We start from the raw sequence: 21,504 nt of genomic DNA, 5'->3' as shown, positions 1-21,504 counted from the left end.
GTACATTTTGCTCCTAAGACTGCTCGTTATCATTATCGATGCCAGGGCATTTAATTATGGGTTCGCGCCTTAAAAGCTCAAACTTCGGATTGTTACCCAGACTTACTTTTCCAGCTTTGGCAGTATTGAATTATGCTGTAATTTAAAAAAATAAAGCGGATTAATATAACTGTGAATCTGGTGTTAACTCAATCAGTTCAATTTTTGAGGTTTTCCTTGAAGATAGACTTCAGGTAATAGATTTTAAAATAACAATAATTCCAGTACGGCCTGTTGCTAAATTTGTATTCGTCATCAGGTCAAGGACAGGTTTGCCAACAATTTGCTCTATTATTTTTTTCAATTGTGGCTTAATTAATTTATCTAAATATAATCGCACTTGTTCAGCTAAATTGTCATAGCCTCCCTGAAGTAGAGTTTCTTCAACAGGGGTAACGGAGTTTTCTAGAGAAATTACAATTTCATTATCAAAAAAATGGCAAATAATTTGGCTAGGTGGCTGTCCCAGTCTTTGATTATATAAATTTTTAACCTGGTGTGATATTTCTGTTTCTAATTGTCCAAGAGTGGGTTGTATCATTAGCTGTTAGAGTATAATATTTATTCTTCAACTCTTCAAGTAGGAGTTTTGAAAATTATACTATATTCAGGTAATATTTAGGACTTACGCAAAATATCTCTCAAACTCTTATTTCTCCGTGATCTCTGCGGCTCTGTGGTTCGATTTTTGTGAAAAACTTGTTGTATGAGTAATTAGTTTATTTGGTGCCAAACAAGCGATCGCCTGCATCTCCTAACCCAGGGATAATATAACCATGTTCATCTAAATGGTCATCAATAGCAGCTGTATACAGCGGCACATCAGGATGCGCTCCACAGAAACGCTCAATACCTTCCGGTGCTGCAAGTAAGCAGATAAACTTAATTGATAGGGGATTAGTTGATTTCAGGCGTTCCACAGCTGCCACAGCTGAATTACCAGTGGCCAGCATTGGATCAACCACAAGCATATCGCGCTTGTCAACATCATGAGGGACTTTGAAATAATACTCAATAGGAATTAGAGTTTTAGGGTCACGATATAAACCAATATGCCCTACCCTTGCTGATGGTATTAATTCTAACATTCCATCCAAAATTCCTTGCCCTGCACGCATCACGGAGACTAACACCAATTTTTTATCGGGAGCCAGCATTGGTGCATTCATTGGGGCTAATGGTGTTTGAATCTGTTCAGATTTGAGTGGTAAATCTCGCGTGACTTCATAAGCCAATAACAGACTAATTTCTTTGAGGAGGGTGCGAAATTTCGTGGTGCTGGTTTCAGCTTTTCGCATTAGCGTTAGTTTGTGCTGAATCAAGGGATGTTGAATTAATGTTACTTGGTTGTGCATATTTTGTAAAACTTTTAGATGATATTGAACACCGACTCAAAATCATGAAAAAAAGAACTGTAAAAGACGCAAAAAAGTGAAAATTTCACAGAGTTTTTGCATAAGTTCTAATATTGATTATCTAATTTCAGCGAGTCTGGAAATACTGTCCCCAGCTTCTCAATTGTCACATTTTTATGGAATTGCAACAGCATAATCAAGATTTATAGCATCTTGTATTGTATAAGTGCCAGTAAATTTTGAAAGCAGTTTTGGTAAAATTTAGACAACATTAAGTAAGGGGACATAATTAAATGTAAAATACAACTTAGCGAAACCCTTTACTCCCTTTACTCTTGAGGGTTTTTCCTTCTGCCTTCTGCCTCCTACTTTCTACTTATCATTTGATAGGTCTTGTTGAGAATATCTGACTTTTGTTTTTTTACCCCAAAACGGTTACGCTCTTCTATTTCCTTACCTTCAGCCCCTTTATTACCGCTTTAGTACAAACGCTTAAAGACAAGATTCTCTGGCGTTATGGGCTAGTAGCAATTTATTAGCTTAGATTTTGGGCTGTTGGTATTCTAGGGAAGTTGGTTGTGGTTGCTGAAATCGGTACAGGGGACACTCCCTTTCAAGTTGACATAATTGATACGCTGCCATTGCCATGTAGAAACCAAATGTTCCAATTCCTAATAAACACATTAGGCCTAAAAATTGAATGACATCTTTGAAGACTCTCTGAAGCATAATTTTGAGATGATTACAAACGCTTTATTGTAGATATACAAGCGATTGTCTGGTGATTACGTTCAAGGACTTCAATAAATCTCAAATTTTCCTGACAATGCGTCCTGATAGCAATTTGAAAAAAGAAGATATAGAAAGAGATTTTCAATCAAAATCCAAAATCTTATGAGTTAGCGATCGCCATGCGATTTATGCCATGCGGTATATGTACGCGAGGTACAGTAGCGATTAACTTAAGCATAGGAAAATGCGCGGATTGGCTAGGTTTAAGGTGAAGGAAACCCTTTAACTTACTTCATTGATGGTATTTATTTACAGCCTGACTGCTTGTATTTTTCAGTCTTGGGAGTTTTTAACAAGCTCACTAAGGTGTTCTGCTGCCGTCTTTGGCAAAAATCTCTAGTAGAAATCAACCTGTATTAGGAAGTGGGCAATGCACATTGGATTTCTCAACCCTCAAGGCAATTTTGATTCTGGCAATAGTCACATAACCAAACACCCAGATTTTGGGGGTCAGCTGATCTACGTTAAGCAAGTCGCTATTGCCATAGCTCAGCAGGGACATAAAGTTGATATTCTCACCCGTCAAATCATTGACCCGGAGTGGCCAGAGTTTGCTGAAGTAATTGACACCTATCCAGGGGTAGATAACGTCCGGATTATCCGGTTAACAGCCGGGCCAAAAGAATTTTTGCCTAAAGAGTTATTGTGGCCTCATCTAGTTAAAGATTGGGTACCCAACATCCTGCAATTCTATCAACAAGATGGGGGTTTTCCCGATGCCATGACTGCTCACTACGGTGATGGAGGACTGTGTGGTGTTTTGATTGAGGAAGAAGCAGGCATACCTTTTACCTTTACTGCTCATTCTCTCGGCGCTCAAAAGATCGACAAACTAGAGGTCACCCCGGAGAATGTTACAGAAATAGACGAGCAATTCCACTTCAAATATCGCATCTTAGCCGAACGCTTGAGCATGAATCGCTCCGCTATCAATATTACCAGTACGCGGCAGGAACGCTTTGAACAGTACTCTCATCGAGTCTATGGTGGTGCAGTGGATGTAGACAACGACGATCGCTTTGCAGTGATTCCACCAGGAGCAGATTTTTCGATTTTCGGTGCAAAAGCGCGTTCCGAAAATGAGGAGGCTACCCATGAATTCATTCAAGAACGATTGGCGCGAGATATTGCCGAGTCACGTCGAGATTTGCCAGCGATTGTTGCATCCAGTCGATTAGAACTGAAAAAAAATATATTAGGGCTGGTGCAAGCCTTTGCAATGAGTCCGACACTACAGGAACGAGCTAACTTGATTTTACTCACAGGGGGACTGGACGATCCTTTACGAGAGGCGGCTAGCGACGACATAACCGAAGAAGTATTAGCCCCCATTCGGGAGGTGGTCAAAGAAAACGACTTGTGGGGAAAAATCGGTGCATTTGGTTTGCCAGATCAGTCTCAAGAGTCACTGGCAGCAGTATATCGACTTATGGTTAAACGCCACTCGGTATTCGCGCTGACTGCACTTTACGAACCCTTTGGACTTGCTCCCTTAGAAGCAGCAGTAGCAGGTTTACCGGTGGTAGCAACCAAAAACGGCGGCCCTAGCGAAAGCTTCCAGCAGGGAAATAAGGAATATGGGGTACTCGTTGACCCAGAAGATCCTGCTGATATTGCGCGGGGCTTGGAACGGTTGTTATGCGATGCTAAGGAGTGGGAGTATTTTGCCCAAGCTGGTCAGCAAAGGGTCTTGAAAAAGTACACGTGGGAATCTACTGCTGAAAACTACCTGGCTTTCCTTGAGCAGATTGTGTCTTCACCTGACACCCGCCCTCGTGCTGAACTCCTTCCCATCCATCCCTACTTCCTTAATCCAGAATCCGAGACTGATGTTTCATTAAAAGAATTGAGCGACCTGTACTTTGGCTCTAACCAAAGGTTACTAAGTACACCTAGCGTTTAAATCAGCTAGGATTAGCTTTTTCAAGGTATAGCAGGGAACAGGGAACAGGCTTGAAAGCATGATATCAAAATCCTTTTAGAGACGTTGCAATGCAACGTCTCTACTTTTTTTATCTCTGTGAAGTCTCTGGAGTTTAGACAAATTTGCTCAACTGGTTACAGATGCGCCGCAATGGACTGAATGGATGGCGTGAGAAAGTTGCGATCGCTTACCAAAAGAATTTGCATTGAGCAAAATAGATGCGAGATGCTAAAAAATAGCACCTCACAAACCTTACCGCTTGGTGACTTACAGAGCGCTAAATCCGATTAAACAACCACAAAATTGTTGTTGGTTAGTGACAATCCAGTAGATAGTTGTGCAAATTGTACCTGAGTAAACCCAGATGCACTGCCATCTTGGTCAAAGAACAGTCCACCTGTGGTGCTGTTGTAGATAAATCGCTGATCGCTAGTGGTTGCAGATGTTCCAATAGTAAACTGACTTGTCCCAAGTGAACCTGATGATAATCCCTCGCCAAAATCATAAGTCGATAGCTGAATTAGTTCATTAGTGGAGTTAAAGTCATAAATAGTATCAACACCCTTGCGGTAACTATTGAAGGCAAAGGTATCAATACCATCTCCTCCAATTAGGGTATCATTACCAAACTCACCTATCAGAATATCATTGCCAAAACCACCATAAAGGGTATTATTGCCTAAATCGCTAGCAATCAACCTATCGTTACCTGCACCGCCAACAAGTGTATCATTGCCACCACTGCCCCCATATATCGTATCGTTGCCACTGTTTCCCACAATATTGTCATCGTAATTGTTTGTACCCCAGATATTTAATCGTTCGATATTCTTGTAGCTAACCTGATTCGTGCCTGCTGTAATTGATCCAGTATTAGTACTAGCATTGAAAGTCGTTGTGATTCCTCCATTAGCACTCCTGTAATTGATCGACAAAACATCGTCACCCTTACCCCCGTCTATAGTATCTTTGCCATAACCCGCAGAGAGTGTATCGTTCCCACTATTCCCCACAATATTGTCATCGTAGTCTGTACCTCTGATATCTAATCGTTCGATATTTTTGTAGCTAACCTGATTCGTGCCTGCTGTAATTGATCCAGTGTTAGTAGTAGCATTGAAAGTCGTTGTGATTCCTTTGCTAGGAGAGCTGTAATCGAAATCGACGGACAACAAATCGTCACCCTTACCCCCGTCTATAGTATCTTTGCCATAGCCCGCAGAGAGAGTATCGTTGCCATTGCTCCCCACAATATTGTCATCGTAGGCTGTACCTCTGATATCTAATCGTTCGATATTTTTGTAGCTAACCTGATTCGTGCCTGCTGTAATTGATCCAATGTTAGTAGTAGCATTGAAAGTCGTTGTGATTCCTTTGCTAGCAGAGCTGTAATCGACGGACAACAAATCGTCACCCTTACCCCCGTCTATAGTATCTTTGCCATAGCCCGCAGAGAGAGTATCGTTGCCATTGCTCCCCACAATATTGTCATTGTAGGCTGTACCTATGAGATTTAATCGTTCGATATTTTTGTAACTAACTCGATTCGTATCGGCTGTGATTGTTCCAATGTTAGTAGTAGCATTGAAAGTCGTTGTGATTCCTTTGGTAGCATTACTGTAATCGACGGACAACAAATCGTTATCTTTACCCCCATCTACCGTTTGAGTTACTAAAGAAGAGGGGGCAGTATCTAGGGCAGTTACATAGAATGAGTCATTGCCATCGCCTCCAGAGAGCAGATTATTGCCTTCTGAATTGTCAACATTCAAGTAATCATCACCAATACCACCGTTGAGAGTGTTATTACCTGTTGTATAACCAGCATTCAAGGTATCGTTACCAGCATCACCGTTGAGGGTGTTATTGCCTGTGCCATAATATCTAAAAAAAGTTCCTCCTCCACCGTCGGAGAAGCCAGAAACAGAGAGATAATCATTACCAGTGCCACCGGAGAGGAGATTATTACCTGTTGAATAGTCAATATTCAAATAATCATCTCCAGCATCACCGTTGAGGATGTTATTACCTGTTGAATAATTAGCATTCAAAATGTCCTTACCAGCACCACCGTTGAGGGTGTTATCGCCAGAGATAGGATTGCCAAATGAAATTGAGCCTCGGTACTCGCTGTAGTCACCAGAGGCAAAAAGATAATCATTTCCATCGCCACCAGAGAGCAAGTTATTGCCTTTTGAAGAGTTAACATTCAAATTATCATCCCCAGCACCACCAATGAGTGAGTTACTCCCCGCACTACCAATGAGCGTGTCATTGCCTACACCACCAATGAGAGTATCATTGCCTACACCACCCCGCAGCAAATCATTGCCACTCAAGCCATCGATTTTGTCATTGCCGCCCTGACCATTGACGACATCATTTGAGTTATCTAAACCCGTAATGTTGTTAGAGAGGTCATTGAGGAAAGTCACCGTGTTCTTGATACCCAGGCTCGTTTCAGTAGAGTTGGCATCTAGGACATTAAAGCTGTCGCTGATGCTAGTTTGCCCATCAAAGATAATATTGCCAATAGCTGGGATACTACCAGAAGCTTTCAAGTTCTCCAAATCTTCTAGTTTGAAGTTTTGCAGGATAACTTTGACTTCATTTGCTCCATCAAAACTGATTTCTAAATTGCTACCATTCTGTGTCAGCAGCAGATTTCGCGCAGTCAACCCTTCCCCAATAAATTGTATGGTATCAATTTCAGCAATGACTGGTGCTGTTGGGTTTGTTCCTTTACCTACACCACCGAAATCAGTAATAATATCAGTCTCATCAGTACTATAGGCAAAGTTATTATCGAAAAAAAATCTATCCTTACCGCCCCCACCTGTTAAGGTGTCTTTACCTCCCTGACCATTAATGATATCATTTCCAGCTTTGCCATTAATTGTGTCGGCGTCGCTACTACCATTTAGGGTATCGTTTGCGTTGGTTCCAATGATATTTGACATAACTTTTTCCTACCTGAATCGATTTTTACGGTAAATGAAGTTCTCAATTTGCTGTGAGTACTGGGGAAAGCGCACAAAATTTCGCCGAAAGCATCATATTTCGGCATACCTTATATCACGTTGGAAAATTAGAAATTTTTGATGAAAAATCTCCTTTTAAGTTGTTTGCAAGTAGTATTTATCCAACTATTGAGGGCTGTCCATGTCTTAAGCGCCCTACAGATTTGTGAGGATGTAGATTCACAAAAACAACTAGTTTCACAGTTGTTTCAAGCATCCTCCATTAGTAACGTTGGCAAGCATTTAGCGTAGACATTGCTGAAGAAGATATGAAAAGCTGAGCTGGAATGTCCTAACCCAAAAGTTAATAATTGGGTTGGTTCTATAGTTTCAAGCCTACTAGTTGCAAAATCGGGAATACTTGACAGGGATATAAAGCAATAATTTCTGTACCTTTTTTGCAGGCGATCGCCTTCGGGCATTTCGCTTACAAACAAGAAATATCTTCAGATAACATCATATTAACTCAATCTAGAATATTTACTTACATTTGTGGATTTAAATACATATCTTTGCATATTCTTTATATTAATTGCTAATAAATCTATTCATAAGCACTGAACTTTGTATCTGCTTTATATTTTCAAAGTCAATTTTCAACTAGCTCATCAAAACTCCCGACCGCGAGATAAATTCTTGAATTTGGTAAACTGATGGTCAAACAAAAGCTTGACTGTCCCAGTGGGCCCAATACGGTTCGGTTAACGTGTTTATTCCTCGAAGATCCCCCCAACCCCCTTAAAAAGGGGGGCTTATAACCCTCTTTTACCCCCTTAAAAAGGGGGTCGCCGTAGGCGGGGGGATCTTAACCGAACCGTATTGCCAGTGGGCCCATTCCTCTGCTTGCGAACGATTAACTCAGCAATGCCACGTTCAGGTGTATCGGGATTATGCATTTCTTCCCTGTAGAGTATAATTACAACATCACTAATAGAACTTACGCATTGACAAATTAGACAGGAGGTGCTGTAAGAGTAATGAGGATAAAACAGACACTCAAGAAATTGTAGGGACTTGAAAGGCCGATAATTTAAGTCATCTCTATCAGCAGGTTGGGACTATCAGAGCGACTACCAAACCATCCACAGGCAAGTGTGACCCAGAAGTTGGGATTGACTGCATAATATCAATTTTCTGACAATGCGTAAGTTCTAGTATCATTAAATTCTCATTTTTAACTTGACTGTACACTAATTAGAGGATTAGGCACAGGAAACGAACGGTTTTTGAGAACTCTAAATTTCCCATCTTCGGCATCGTAGGCAAACACTTCTCCACTTTCAATTTCATAAATCCAAGCATGAAGTGTAAGTTGATTACTGTGAAGTTTGGAACGAATTACAGGATAAGTCTCTAAGTTTTCTATCTGTGTGAGGACGTTTTGCTCAATAGCAATTTTTAACAGTTTCTCATAAGGATAACCTTGGTAGTTATCTAGCACAAGACGGCGGGTAGCTTCAGCATGATTCTTCAACCATTCATAAACCAAAGGCATTTGCTGAGCCAGATTACCTATTTGTAGTAACCCTTTCATGGCACCACAATGAGAATGTCCGCAGATAACAATATCTTTAATACCCAAAGCCTCAACAGCATATTCTATACCCGCAGCTTCGCCACTATTCAACCTTCCATAACATGGTATGAGATTACCAACATTACGAATAACAAACAAATCTCCTGGTTGACTTTGTGTAATTAAAAATGGATCGATTCTTGAGTCTGAGCAAGTGATAAACAACACTTCTGGATTTTGCCCATGTGACAAATGCTCAAATAACTCACGGTGAGCAACAAAATAGTTGTCCTGAAATTCATTTAGCCCAGCAAGAATGCGCTTAATCGGCACAATTTAATTCTCCTTACTATCAGAAAAGATATTATTAGCATCATTGTTTTAAGAATTCAAAAGTTAGTAGCTAGGCTGCTGAATCAGGGAAAATCAAGAACTCATCATTAATCTTGTTTTGTTTGATTCAAAGCCACTGCTAAAATCTCAAAAAGTTCTTAATTAAGGATACTAAAGTCTATTTAATGTGCAATCTATTTGACATCAGAAACAATACATACACAAGGGTAGCCACTGAGATACCTGGCGGATATCCCACAAGCTTTCGCAGAGCAGGGGGAGCTCTTGAGCTGATCTCTCCCCTGCTCAAAACCATTTACCTCATTCACCCCAAAAATTTAGCCGATGTTGACCGCAGTTAGAGCAAATCTGAGAACTAGGAAAAATCCTATCCACAAGGATTAATTTACTTGAAAATTTCTCAGTTTTGTACTCCAATTGGCGGCGAAATTCATACATACTACAATCAGCAATTGCACCTGCTAATTTATGGTTTTTGAGAAACGCTTTAAGGTGTAAATCCTCAGTTATGATTCCTTGCCCCCAAAATGGGACTGCCAGACAATAATCCACTTTAGCACTTAGATTCTTGAAGTCAGGCAGATTCAGACCGATCGCTCCCACGAATTCATTAGCTAATCAATCGCTGGGCGGCAACCTGTGCGCCATCGCTACGCACTTCGGTGGCAACGGATTGGGCGCGGGCAACCACGTCTGGCTTTAGGGTGCGATCAAGTGCGATCGTCAGCGAGTCAGTGGTGGGTGGAACAGGTGGATGTGCGGTTCCAATGCCCAGTTGGTGGACCCGTTGCGCCCAGTAGTACTGGTCGTAATGCTGCGAGATAACAACCTGGGGCACGCCAGCTTGTGCGGCTGCGGTGGTCGTGCCCGCGCCCCCGTGGTGGACGACCGCAGCAACTCGTTTGAACAACACCTGCTGGTTGACTTCACCGATGGACAGACAGTCCGGTTCATTGTCCACCAGTAATAGGTCTGCCCAACCCCGATAAACGATCGCGCGCAATCCGATCGCGCGTGCGGTTTGGATCATCACCTGGCTGAGGTCTGCCGATACACGGGTACTGCCGAAACCGAAGTAGACAGGCGGCTCACCAGCATCGAGGAACATCTCCAGTTCGCGGGAGAGCGGGCGGTCATCCGGAACGATCCACGCCCCGGTCTGGAACACGGTTTGGTCTGCGAGATCGAACCAGGGAGCCAAAGTTGGATCGGCAGCCAGCCAGGGCTGGTTGGTCAAAATGTGGCTACGCACGTCGTTCAAGGGAGCCAGACCCAGTTTTGTCCGCTGTTTGTTGAGTATAGAACTCCAGTGGTCATTCCAGCGTTGGGCGTCTTGTGCCCAGAGTCCACTGTAATCGGTCATTGCGGGCGCTGGCTGGTCTCCCAGCAAGGTCAATACAGGTGGCGCGTGACGGGGCGAGGGCAGGACTGCGGGACAGTAAGCAGCGAAGACATAGGGGATGCCCATCTTCTCTGCGATCGATGGAGTGGCTATCTGTAGAGCTGTTGCGCCCACAATCATGTCACAGCCTCGCGCTGCTACTGCGATCGTCTCGAATTGTGTGGCGATCGTGCCTTCCATCATCTGCTGCCGCTGCTCAGGAGTGGGGTTGATGGCTGCCGATGGGCTGACTTTCCCAGTCGATTGCAGCTCAGGTCCAATGGGCGTGACGGACATTCCCAAGCTCTCGATCCAGTCGCAAAAGTCGGGCGGCACACACAGATGGATCTCCTGACCGAGGGTCTTCAGTTGTAGCGCCAGCGCCACCAGTGGTTGGATATCGCCCCGTGAGCCAATTGTCGATAGGAGTACCCGCATTATCGAATGCCTCGCGCAACATCACGAAGAACACTGAAAACAATACGATTGACGAACCAATCCAACATCACCTGCTTTGGACTACTCTAAAGTGAGCTTGTCCACAGGCAACGCCAAATCAAATCGATTGTCCCACGAATAATGCCTCCACGATCGCATAACCTCATACCCGCTTCGACTTGGGTTAATATCTTGCCTTGTCCGTTGCCGCTTCAATTGTAGTTTTTAAATAGTTAGTTGGACTGTCGAAGCTGTTATCTGTAGAATCAGCCATCGTTTGCGCTTCGAGTAATTACACTTAGCTGTTATTGCAAAATAGTTTGGAAATGACTGAATTGGGCTTTTTTCCCAAAAACAGAAATCAGTGCTTATACTTACAGCAAGCGAATAGTCAAATTGAGAAAGTGGGCAAAGTGAAGAAGCAGGGGGGCAGAGGGGTTCAGGGGCAGGGGAGAGAGTACTTTCATTTCCCCCTTGCTCCCCTGCACCCCTGCCTATAAAGCTTGCCCACTCTTTCCCTTACGCCGCAACGAGTTCTCGCACTGGGTCAGGCTCCATCATTATCAGCTACTCGTCAGCCGTTAAAAATTGATTATTTTGTTAACAGCGTGCCAATAAAATAAACAATTTTATTGTTGTTTAAGTGCTTAAATCTCGGTAAAAGCATCAGCCAGGGAATCGGGAATGTGGACTAAATCTGTGGCGGAATGTTCAGATGCGATTGAGTAGACCTTCTGTTCGGCTTGGTCAAGGATGACAGGGAATTCGGTTTCGGTTGCTTAGCCGAGTTAATCAAGTGAGCGATTCGAGTAGTAGGCAATCAGATAGGCTTCAGGTAGCGATCGCAAAATTAGTAATAATCTAAGTTTCAGTCCCAACAATGATTTATACAGTGTGGTTACTTGATAACTAAGGGACTGACAAATTAAAAATATCCAATTAAATCTTCTAGGGTGGGCATCTTGTCTGCCCTGTGAACTGGGTGGCACTGGCTTTATCATAGGCGATTATCCGAACATATATTACAGGGTGGTTGCTCTAAAGCCTTATGAAAACATCCCCCATATCCCATTGGCATCAAGAAAACCTTGCTACACTAATTCAAGCTACTGGCTATATTCGTCAATATCTAGAAAATAAGCTCGAAAATAAAGCGCCACAACCCCTTCCCAACGAAACAATATTACCTACATCTGCCTTGGCGAATTTATGTCGCCTCTTCTACCTCACTGAATTTGAACGGGATATCCTCCTTCTGTGCACTGCCCTGGAGATTGACCCCACCGTTGCCCAATTATGTGCTAAAGTCCAGGGAAATCCGCAATTAAATTATCCTACTCTTGCCTTAGCTTTAACCACCTTTCCTCAAGCCAGTTGGTCTGTGCTTTCTCCCCAAAATCCTTTACAATCCTGGCGATTAATTGAAATTGGTACTGGCTTTACCCTTACGCAAGCCCCCTTCCGCATCAATCCACGAATTCTCAGTTATCTAGTTGGAGAAGCAGCTTTTGATGAGCAATTAATGGGTTTTGTCCATCCGCTTCCCCTTCACCTTGAGCAAATACCCTTAGCTCCCTCCCAGGAAAAGATTGTAGAACAATTAGTTGCTATTTGGTCTGAGCTTTCCTCCTCTTCTCCTACGTTGCAACTATGTGGTATGGAAATAACCGCTAAATATGCCATAGCCAAAGCTGCATCTATTCGCCTTGGCTATAATTTGCATGTCATGTCTGCGGCGGTGCTTACCCAATCCCCTAACGAAATTTACCAAATCAAACAACGTTGGGAAAGGGAAGCGTTATTAAATAATAGTCTGCTGTTACTGGACTGTGATGATATTTTCTCGAATGAGCCAAAACCGGCTTTCACTGTTTCCCAGTTTGTGGAACATCTGCAAACACCTGTGATTATTTCTAGTACGCAACGGCTACAGGTTAAACACAATCATCTCATTACCTTTGATGTACCTCAACTCAGCTATCAAGAACAAGCAGGGATTTGGGCAACCCATCTTGGCACCCAAAGCAACCAATTGAATGGAGAGATTACCAAGTTAGTATCTCAATTTAACCTCAGCAACGCCACTATTCAAGCAGCCTGTCTGCAATTTAAACTTCAAAAGGCACATACCGATACCTCTGACACTCCCCACGCCAACTTATGGGATTTCTGCCGCCATCAAGCCCGTCCTAGTATCGATGGTTTAGCCCAACGCATAGATACATCTGCTACTTGGGATGACTTAGTGTTACCGGAACAACAACGCCAGGTACTCGCAGATATAGCCACTCAGCTGCGACAACGCGCAAAAGTTTACCAAGAATGGGGTTTTGCAGGCAAAGGTAGCCGCGGATTAGGGATTAGTGCCCTATTTCACGGGGAAAGCGGAACTGGTAAAACTATGGCAGCAGAGGTATTAGCAAATCAATTTCGTCTCGATCTTTACCGCATTGACCTAAGTGCTGTAGTGAGTAAATATATCGGTGAAACAGAAAAGAATTTGGAGCGCATATTCACAGCAGCCGAAACCGGAGGAATAATTTTACTATTTGATGAAGCAGATTCTCTATTTGGCAAACGTACAGAAGTCCAAGATAGTCACGATCGCCATGCAAATGTAGAAGTATCTTATTTACTCCAGCGTATGGAAGCATATCAAGGTTTGGCGATTCTGACCACAAATTTAAAAAATGCTTTAGATTCTGCGTTTTTGCGCCGTATCCGCTTTATGGTTGCTTTTCCATTTCCAGAAACCTCCTCACGTACCGAAATTTGGCAGCGTATTTTCCCGTCTCAAACACCCACCCAAGGTTTAGACTACGAAAAATTAGGACAACTCAAGGTTGCTGGCGGTAATATCCGCAATATTGCCATGAATGCCGCTTTTCTCGCAGCCGATACCGATGAACCAGTGATGATGAAACACATCCTACAAGCCGCACAACGGGAATATCTCAAATTGAAAAGATTATTAAATGATCAGGAAACTAAAGGATGGATCTAGTTCTATCGCCACAATTTTAGATACTAAATTGCCATGTAATAATTTGGTTTTTAGTTGGCGATCGCTAGAATTAAGATTAATAATTTGAGGTTTTTGATTATATGTATGATTTGTAGTGTAAACCTACGCTATTTTAAGCGTCTGGAATAAGAATTTTTAAATCACACAAATCACTTAACCATTTTCATACCTAAATTCAGCAACGTCAATAATTTCAAAATATATTTTTAACCAAATATAAAATGTAAAGATATATTTTGTGTTTAACTTGACAGACAATGTTGTTGTTATACTCAGCACTATTGTTTAAGTAGTGAATAGTCACAAAAAATACGAGTTCTTCATTTTGCTAGTTAGAGCGGATTTATAAAGTAAACCTTAAATTTTCGGGTGCGTTATAGCAAGGCTTAACCCACTGATAAATAGGGTATTCTGCGGGTAATTCTCACTTTCTTAAACTGCTAAATCCTCGCATAACCATAATACAGGCAGTTGCGATGCCTGGGTTGGGCTACGCCAACGGAGGAAAGCTGCACTCATCCTGCCTCTTTTACCTAATATTTACTTTATAAATAGACTCTTAGCTCTTAATTAGTTATCAAAACTGTTTTTGGTAGCTAACAATTGTCATGTTCTAGGAATAACGTGTTGGTTTGAATAGGAAAAATTAATTATTATTGCCTATGATAGAGCATGTCCTTTCATTCCTCAAAGAACAACTTAACACCTACATCCGAGTCAAAACCGGAGCGCAGGACTTTGAAGTCGTATTTGTTAGCGATCGAAATCAAAAAGAGCTTTCCTTCCAAAATGATGCCATTACTACCTTGCTAGTCAACGTAGAAGAAGACTATACTTTTCGTTCTGGAGCAGCCTATGAACGGATGCCTAATCAAGGTGGTAACCCACCAAAAAGCCCTAATATCTATCTCAATTTATATGTTCTCTTTGCTGCAAATTTTACCGATTACAGGCAATCTTTACAATTTTTATCCCTAATTATCAAATTTTTTCAAAGTCATCGCTTATTCAATCAGCACAACTCTCCAACGCTGAATTCTGAAATAGATAAATTGACCCTTGAACTTGTCAATTTGTCTTTTACAGAACAAAGAGAGGTTTGGGCTGGTTTGGGAATGTCTTACATGCCTTCAGCCATTTATAAAATCAGAATGGTTGTCTTTACAGATGCGGATACAGTGGAAGTTGGCTCTGATATAACTGATAACGTAGTTCTGACTTCAACTATCTAAATTTTTTCTAAAAAATAATACATATCGTCTAGATTATGCATTATAAACAACTATTTGAATTGAGGATTATTCACGAATATTATCGAGATCGAGTATGCTCTGACTTCAGTCTTGAACCAACAAGTCAATGTCAGAAGATACTTAGCGGTCATCGTCTGATTGTCAAAAACCAAGTTAACGGAATAGTGATAATTGCACCAGTAGATTCAGAAAGCAAGCTTTGGATAGAACTTGCTGAAAATTTGCAATTTAGTTTTATATTAAAACTCAAAAATAAAGAATTTATAGATTTCACAGAAATTGACTGGAAACCTGTTGATAATGTTATTTATCAATTTAATAATAAAAACCATAGTAATATTGAAGTATCAGACTTAGAAATAACTCAAACTAAATTGTCTGATAGGAAATTGCCCAGAGGACAAAATATTTTTGGCATTGTCGATATTTATAATCGCTCCTCTATATCTCAAATTTTGCATCAGGCCAGTGAATATAAAATTAATTTTCAAGCTAAAAAACAACAATGGCATTATTACTTGCTCACTGATAGTGAAACTAATGGCGATGAGTTCTTGATTAAAGATAAAGATACATCTAGGAAAACAGAAATTAAATTTACTAGATTTACAAGCGCCCAAGCTGAAAAAACAGACCCTATATTTTCGCTTCTTAAGCAACAATTCCCTCAAACTCAACAATATCTCTTTATATCTGACTCAGAAATTGCTTGTCAGGAAGCAGGAATAAAAAATATTCAGCTTTTAAAAAAGAAAAACAGTGAAAGTAGTAATTCAACTGTGTGGATAGAACATTTACCTAACCCGCCTAATTATAATGGAATCCAAGTAATTAATGTCCTCAAATATCTATAAAAATTCAAAAACAAGGATTGAAACATGGTAACTTATAAAACTCCCAACGTTTATGTTGAAGAAATTTCAATATTTCCCCCCTCAGTCGCCGATGTATCTACAGCGATTCCTGCCTTTATCGGTTACACAGAAAAAGCTCTAAAAGATGATGAAGATTTAACTAAAAAACCAACTCGCATTAGTTCGCTCCTTGAGTATGAAACTTTGTTTGGAAAAGCTCAAGCATCTAATTTTGAGGTGACAACTGATGCAGGTGTAATTAGTAGCATTAGCACTCCTGAACTCAAATATTTAATGTATTATGCCTTGCGCCTGTATTTTGATAATGGTGGGGGTAGTTGTTATATAGTTTCGGTAGGGCAATACGGCACAGAAGCTTTGAAAAAAGCTGATTTTGAAGCAGGTTTATCAGCTTTAGAAAAAGAAGATGAACCTACTTTAATACTACTGGCTGATGCAGTCAACTTAAGCGAAATAGATTATTACGCGCTTTGTCAGCAAGCTTTGAAGCAATGCAATAAGTTAAAAGATAGATTTGCCATTTTCGATGTTCTAGCAGAGAAAAAAGATAAGACAGGGGGAGTTAATAAATTCCGAGATGCTATTGGCACAGAAACAGACGAATTAAAGTATGGTGCAGCTTATTATCCTTATTTGCAAACCTCGCTTAATTACTATTACACCGATGATTCTGTAACTATCAAAGGAGTTGGAGAAACTGCTGATGCACAAGATGAAAAGTTAACTGACAGTAAAACCCAAAGAACCGATCTCTACAACAAAATTCAGACAGAGATAGGTAAAAAGCGAGTTGTATTACCTCCAAGTGCTGCTGTCGCAGGAGTATATGCCAGAGTAGATAGGGACAAGGGAGTTTGGAAAGCACCTGCTAATGTTAGTTTGGCATCGGTACTTGCTCCTACAGTAAAAATTAGCAACGAGGAACAAGAAAATCTCAACATAGATCCCACCGCAGGTAAATCCATCAATGCTATTCGCAGTTTTACCGGAAAAGGAACCTTAATTTGGGGTGCAAGAACTTTAGCTGGCAATGACAATGAATGGCGCTATATACCTGTGCGGCGACTATTCAATCTCATTGAAGAATCAATTCAAAAAGCCACCGCATTTGTTGTTTTTGAGTCTAATAATGCCATCACCTGGCTAAAAGTGAAATCTTTAATTGAAAGTTATTTAGAGGGATTATGGCGACAAGGTGCGCTGGCTGGTACAACACCAGAACAGGCTTATTTTGTCAATATTGGACTCGGTAAAAGTATGACCGCGCAGGATATTTTAGAAGGACGCATGATTGTAGAAATTGGTCTTGCAGCAGTTCGGCCGGCTGAGTTTATTATTCTAAAATTCTCTCATAAGTTACAGCAAGCATAGAGAAATTCTGGGACTTTCCAATAAAAAAAATCCCATTGCTTTGATGGCAAGGGAACAGGGGGCAGGGGAGACAAACAAAAGTATTATCGAAGTAAATTGGATAATTTATTTTCTCCAAGTCCCCTAAAAGAACTAAGGACACTTAAATTAAGGACAAATAAATCATGGCAACCTCAGCAGAAGATATCAAAAATAATTATCCAATTCCTGTCTTTTATTATCGGGTCACCATAGATGGAGATGATTCCCACGCTTTCTCAGAAGTATCAGGATTAAGCATTGAATATGAAACCATAACTTATAGAGATGGCATGAGTTATAAAGATGGGGCAAAGCACATGCCAGGATTAAGCACTCCTGTTAACTTAAGCCTAAAAAAAGGCATAGTCCGAAAAGACAGCTATTTATTTAGTTGGATTAGTAGCGTTAAATTGAACACTGTAGCCAAGCGCGATATTCGCATTGACTTATTAGATGAAACAGGTGCAGCAGTTGTCTCTTGGACAGCGATAAATGCTTTTCCCAAAAAATTAGATGCACCATCATTTAATGCAACTAGCAATGAAGTTGCTATTGAGAGTTTAGATCTAATGGCTAACGATCTCAAGATTGACTATCCAGGATAATTACTCATTTTTATTTTTTTCCTTGACTTTTCCAAAAATTCTAGTGAGATGGCAGATAAATTTCCTATTCCGGAACTTACTTTGACAGAAAATCCCCCTGTTGGATTTTATTTTATGGTTGTCTTTTTCATTGCCGGAATTGTGCCTAATCCGTTAGATATTCGGTTTCAAAAAGTATCCGGAATTTCTGCCGAAATAGAGACAACAGACATTCGTGAAGGTGGTGAGAATATATTCAGACATCGTTTGCCTACTCATGTCACTTATAATAATCTAGTTTTAGAAAGAGGGATGGTGATTGGTTCTCCTCTGACTACAGAGTTTAATATTGCCATGAGTTCTATGAGATTTACACCTAGCAATGTCTTAGTTATGTTGCTGAATGAGAATAGTATCCCTCTTTTTAGCTGGTTATTTAAAAGAGCTTATCCCGTGAAATGGACAGTCTCCGATCTAGATGCTAGTGCCAATACAGTAGTTATAGATACGATGGAATTAGCCTACGCAAGATTTCAAAGTGTGAGTATTTAGCTATGCCCGTAGAAATTAAAGAATTAATTATTCGTGCCAACATTGTCGATAGTAATGATATTAATCACAAATCTCCAATTGAAGGCAATTCTGACCAAAAACAAGAAATCATTGCTGCTTGTGTGGCACAGGTACTAAAAATCTTGGAGCGTAAGCGAGAAAGATAAGGAAAATATATGCTTAAAAACCCTTTTAAATTAGAAAAGTTAAAAATTTGTGTTTATGGAAATAGACTTCGGATTGGTTTACCACAAGAAACCTTTGAAGCTATGTTTAATCCTGAATCTTATTCCTTAACATACGAAAATGTTTATCAATCTTATCAAGGAATTAATACTAGTGGGCGCACTGCTAAATATTCTCTGAGCAAACCTCAGAAGTTATCTCTCAAGTTGATTTTAGATGACACAGGAGTAGCAGATTATGGGCTTTCTGGGTTTGCGGCTGCTGCATTCCTTGGCAAGCTGAAAGGAACGAAAGATATTTACAAACAAGTAAATCGCTTTCTTGAGCTAACTACTTATATGGATGGCAAGAGCCATGAACCTAAATTTCTCAAAATTGAATGGGGAGACTTAATTTTTGATTGCCGTCTGGAATCTGTTAATGTTAACTATACGCTTTTCAACCGCAGTGGACAACCGATAAGGGCTGAGTTAGATACAGTTTTTATCGGTGATATCCAAGATTCAAAGCGCATTAAAAAAGAAAATAAAAGCTCGCCAGATTTATCCCACTCTAGAACTATCAAAGGTGGAGATAAATTGCCTGTGATGGCTCAAGAAATATACGGTAATTCTGCCTATTACATTCAGCTTGCTCGTGCTAATAATCTTAATAACTTCAGAAAGTTAAAACCAGGAATAAATATAAAGCTACCGCCAGTTAAAGAAGTATAAAAATAATGAGTGGTGTTGTCACAGTCACAATTTTGAATGATGGGTCAACAATGAACCCTGAATATAACGTCATGTCAATTGACATTATCAGAGAGGTCAATAAAATCCCCATAGCTCAAATAATTTTATTAGATGGTGACGCTACGAAACGAGAGTTTGCTATTAGCAACACAGATTTTTTTAAACCTGGTAATAATATCGAAATCAAGCTGCGCTATGAAGGCGATCGCCAAAACGAAGCTACAGTTTTTGAGGGGATTGTAGTTAAACATTCTCTGCAATCAGATCGATATGGTTCTCTGTTAACTGTTGATTTAAAAGATGCAGCAATTAAACTAACTCATCAAAGGAAAAGCGCTGTTTTTCGAGAGATGGCAGACAACGAAATTATCAGCAAAATTATTGAACCTTGGGGATTGGAAATTACATCTATTGCTGAAACTGAACCAGAGCATAAAGAAATGGTGCAATATTACTGCACAGACTGGGATTTTATTGTATCTCGTGCAGATGTCAATGGTCACTGGGTTTTAGTTGATGATGGCAAAATTACTGTAGAACAACCTAATCTTAAGGGGTTACCAAAACATACCTTTGAATACGGTATTAGTGATATTTATGAATTTGAAATGTCAGCTGATATTCGCCATCAATATGCATCGGTAGAAAGTACGGCTTGGGATATTAAAACGCAAAGTATATCACCACCTCAAAAAGCTAAAAATGTTTTTATTAGTCAGGGTAATTTAAAAGCAGAAGAATTAGCAAAAACTATTGGTGCAGACAAATATCAATTAGTTAGCTCAGGAGAAATAGACGAACAAGAAAGACAAGTTTGGGCTAACGCAAAATTACTTAAAAGTCGTTTGTCAATGTTGAATGGTCGTCTCAAAGTCCCAGGTTTTGCTGATATTAAACCAGGAGAAGTGATGGAAATTGCTGGTATCAGCAAACGCTTCAATGGCAAAACATTAGTGACGGCAATTCGGCATCAAGTTAATGAACAAGGTTGGCAGACAGACATACAATTTGGTTTATCTGCTGAGTTTTTTGCTCAACAAAATCATAATATTATTGATATACCAGCAGCAGGATTAGTCCCGGCAATTCATGGTTTACAAATTGGGATTGTTGAGAAATATGAAAGCGATCGCGATAAAGAATATAGGGTAAAAGTCAGAATTCCGTCAATTGAAAAAGATGGTATTATTTGGGCTAGATTAGCTTCTTTGGATGCTGGTAATGAAAGAGGTATTTTTTTTAGACCAGAATTAGGTGATGAAGTGATTCTCGGCTTTATCAATGACGATCCCAGACAAGCCATAATTTTAGGTGCAGTGTATAGTGAGAAAAACGCTTTACCCCCTGGTTTTGCAGTAACCCAGGAAAATAATAAAAAAGGGATCGTCACCAAAAAATCACTAAAAATACTTTTGGATGATGAAAATAAGTTAATTGAACTTAGTACACCGAAGGGCAATATTTTGAAGTTATCTGAGGCGGACAAAGGTATTAATTTAGTCGATGAAAATGGTAATACTATGACTATGAACGATGGAGGGTTTAAAATTGAATCAAGTCAAGATATTACGATTCAAGGGAAAAATATAACGATTAAAGGTACAAAAATTAACATAAATTAATTATTTCATATTACAAAAATATATAAATTATGGAAACAAATAATTCTTTTTTAGGAACGGGATGGAGTTTTCCCCCTACATTTAACCACGATACTGGAACAGTAGAGATGGTATCGGATGAGGAAGATATTTTTCAAAGTTTAGAAATTATCCTCTCAACTCGTCCAGCAGAAAGGATTATGCAGCCTGATTTTGGTTGTGAATTAAGTCAGTTTGTCTTTGAAGAAATTAGTCAAGGTTTAATTACTGGTATTAAAGGGACAATTTCTGATGCTCTTTTGTACCATGAACCGCGTATTGATGTAGAAGAAATTAATATTGATGAAAGTGAAGAAGGTTTATTACTAATAAATGTTATTTATCGCGTGCGAGTGACTAATTCTCGATTTAATCTGGTTTATCCTTTTTACATTAATGAAGCGCAAACGGTTTGATGCTATCTCGATAAATCGGGGGAATTCT

General features: G+C 40.2%; 18 protein-coding genes and 1 pseudogene. 11 read left to right on the top strand and 8 right to left on the bottom strand.

Annotation, left to right across the window (positions count from 1 at the left end; genetic code table 11):
• Positions 1-229: 229 nt before the first annotated feature.
• Complete coding sequence (locus tag H6H03_RS29120) at positions 230-580, bottom strand: DUF2294 domain-containing protein (protein WP_190958538.1); 351 nt, start codon at positions 578-580, stop codon at positions 230-232.
• Positions 581-758: 178 nt separating this feature from the next.
• Positions 759-1,394 carry a uracil phosphoribosyltransferase gene (upp, locus tag H6H03_RS29115; protein ID WP_190958537.1) on the bottom strand — a complete coding sequence of 212 codons (636 nt, stop codon included), beginning with the start codon at positions 1,392-1,394 and terminating at the stop codon, positions 759-761.
• Between the two features lie 1,162 nt (positions 1,395-2,556).
• Between upp and H6H03_RS29110 the strand changes: the two genes are divergently transcribed.
• Positions 2,557-4,089 (top strand): glycosyltransferase, encoded by a 1,533-nt coding sequence (locus H6H03_RS29110; protein ID WP_190958536.1) that lies wholly within the window; start codon positions 2,557-2,559, stop codon positions 4,087-4,089.
• A 308-nt stretch (positions 4,090-4,397) separates the two neighbouring features.
• Here H6H03_RS29110 and H6H03_RS29105 read toward each other — a convergent pair.
• The 6 genes and pseudogenes from H6H03_RS29105 to H6H03_RS29080 all read right to left on the bottom strand — a co-directional run.
• Positions 4,398-7,070 (bottom strand): annotated as a pseudogene (locus tag H6H03_RS29105) (beta strand repeat-containing protein); the annotation flags it as partial.
• 833 nt (positions 7,071-7,903) lie between these two features.
• On the bottom strand, positions 7,904-8,047 hold the full coding sequence (locus tag H6H03_RS29100; RefSeq protein ID WP_313931948.1) for a DnaB-like helicase C-terminal domain-containing protein: 144 nt from the start codon (positions 8,045-8,047) through the stop codon (positions 7,904-7,906).
• A 257-nt stretch (positions 8,048-8,304) separates the two neighbouring features.
• The gene (locus H6H03_RS29095) at positions 8,305-8,979 is read right to left on the bottom strand and encodes a carbonic anhydrase (protein WP_190958534.1); all 675 of its coding nucleotides are present in this window, start codon (positions 8,977-8,979) and stop codon (positions 8,305-8,307) included.
• A gap of 321 nt (positions 8,980-9,300) precedes the next feature.
• Complete coding sequence (locus H6H03_RS40620; protein WP_242058032.1) at positions 9,301-9,438, bottom strand: transposase; 138 nt, start codon at positions 9,436-9,438, stop codon at positions 9,301-9,303.
• A gap of 172 nt (positions 9,439-9,610) precedes the next feature.
• Positions 9,611-10,819: a glycosyltransferase gene (locus H6H03_RS29085; protein WP_190958533.1), complete on the bottom strand. Its 1,209-nt coding sequence runs from the start codon at positions 10,817-10,819 to the stop codon at positions 9,611-9,613.
• A 788-nt stretch (positions 10,820-11,607) separates the two neighbouring features.
• Positions 11,608-11,820 (bottom strand): hypothetical protein, encoded by a 213-nt coding sequence (locus H6H03_RS29080; RefSeq protein WP_190958532.1) that lies wholly within the window; start codon positions 11,818-11,820, stop codon positions 11,608-11,610.
• A gap of 47 nt (positions 11,821-11,867) precedes the next feature.
• On the opposite strand from H6H03_RS29080, the gene H6H03_RS29075 reads away from it, so the two are divergent.
• The 10 genes from H6H03_RS29075 (at position 11,868) to H6H03_RS29030 (ending at position 21,476) form a co-directional block, all read left to right on the top strand.
• Positions 11,868-13,823 (top strand): ATP-binding protein, encoded by a 1,956-nt coding sequence (locus H6H03_RS29075; protein ID WP_190958531.1) that lies wholly within the window; start codon positions 11,868-11,870, stop codon positions 13,821-13,823.
• Between the two features lie 683 nt (positions 13,824-14,506).
• Positions 14,507-15,076 carry a DUF4255 domain-containing protein gene (locus H6H03_RS29070; protein ID WP_190958530.1) on the top strand — a complete coding sequence of 190 codons (570 nt, stop codon included), beginning with the start codon at positions 14,507-14,509 and terminating at the stop codon, positions 15,074-15,076.
• A gap of 35 nt (positions 15,077-15,111) precedes the next feature.
• Entirely contained in the window at positions 15,112-15,951 is an 840-nt protein-coding gene (locus H6H03_RS29065; protein WP_190958529.1) for a hypothetical protein, read from the top strand.
• A 24-nt stretch (positions 15,952-15,975) separates the two neighbouring features.
• A complete protein-coding gene (locus tag H6H03_RS29060; protein ID WP_190958528.1) occupies positions 15,976-17,343 on the top strand; it encodes a phage tail sheath family protein in 1,368 nt (455 codons plus the stop codon).
• Between the two features lie 164 nt (positions 17,344-17,507).
• Positions 17,508-17,969: a phage tail protein gene (locus tag H6H03_RS29055; protein ID WP_190958527.1), complete on the top strand. Its 462-nt coding sequence runs from the start codon at positions 17,508-17,510 to the stop codon at positions 17,967-17,969.
• A gap of 48 nt (positions 17,970-18,017) precedes the next feature.
• Positions 18,018-18,500, top strand: coding sequence for a phage tail protein (locus tag H6H03_RS29050; protein WP_190958526.1), 483 nt, complete (start codon positions 18,018-18,020; stop codon positions 18,498-18,500).
• A 2-nt stretch (positions 18,501-18,502) separates the two neighbouring features.
• Entirely contained in the window at positions 18,503-18,667 is a 165-nt protein-coding gene (locus H6H03_RS29045) for a DUF5908 family protein (RefSeq protein WP_190958525.1), read from the top strand.
• 9 nt (positions 18,668-18,676) lie between these two features.
• On the top strand, positions 18,677-19,399 hold the full coding sequence (locus tag H6H03_RS29040) for a CIS tube protein (protein WP_190958524.1): 723 nt from the start codon (positions 18,677-18,679) through the stop codon (positions 19,397-19,399).
• A 5-nt stretch (positions 19,400-19,404) separates the two neighbouring features.
• The gene (vgrG, locus tag H6H03_RS29035; RefSeq protein ID WP_190958523.1) at positions 19,405-21,042 is read left to right on the top strand and encodes a type VI secretion system tip protein VgrG; all 1,638 of its coding nucleotides are present in this window, start codon (positions 19,405-19,407) and stop codon (positions 21,040-21,042) included.
• Between the two features lie 29 nt (positions 21,043-21,071).
• A complete protein-coding gene (locus tag H6H03_RS29030) occupies positions 21,072-21,476 on the top strand; it encodes a GPW/gp25 family protein (RefSeq protein ID WP_190958522.1) in 405 nt (134 codons plus the stop codon).
• Positions 21,477-21,504 lie beyond the last annotated feature (28 nt).

This window comes from Nostoc paludosum FACHB-159, from assembly GCF_014698835.1.
Taxonomy (GTDB): domain Bacteria; phylum Cyanobacteriota; class Cyanobacteriia; order Cyanobacteriales; family Nostocaceae; genus Nostoc; species Nostoc paludosum.
This window is presented reverse-complemented; position numbering and strand designations above follow the sequence as displayed.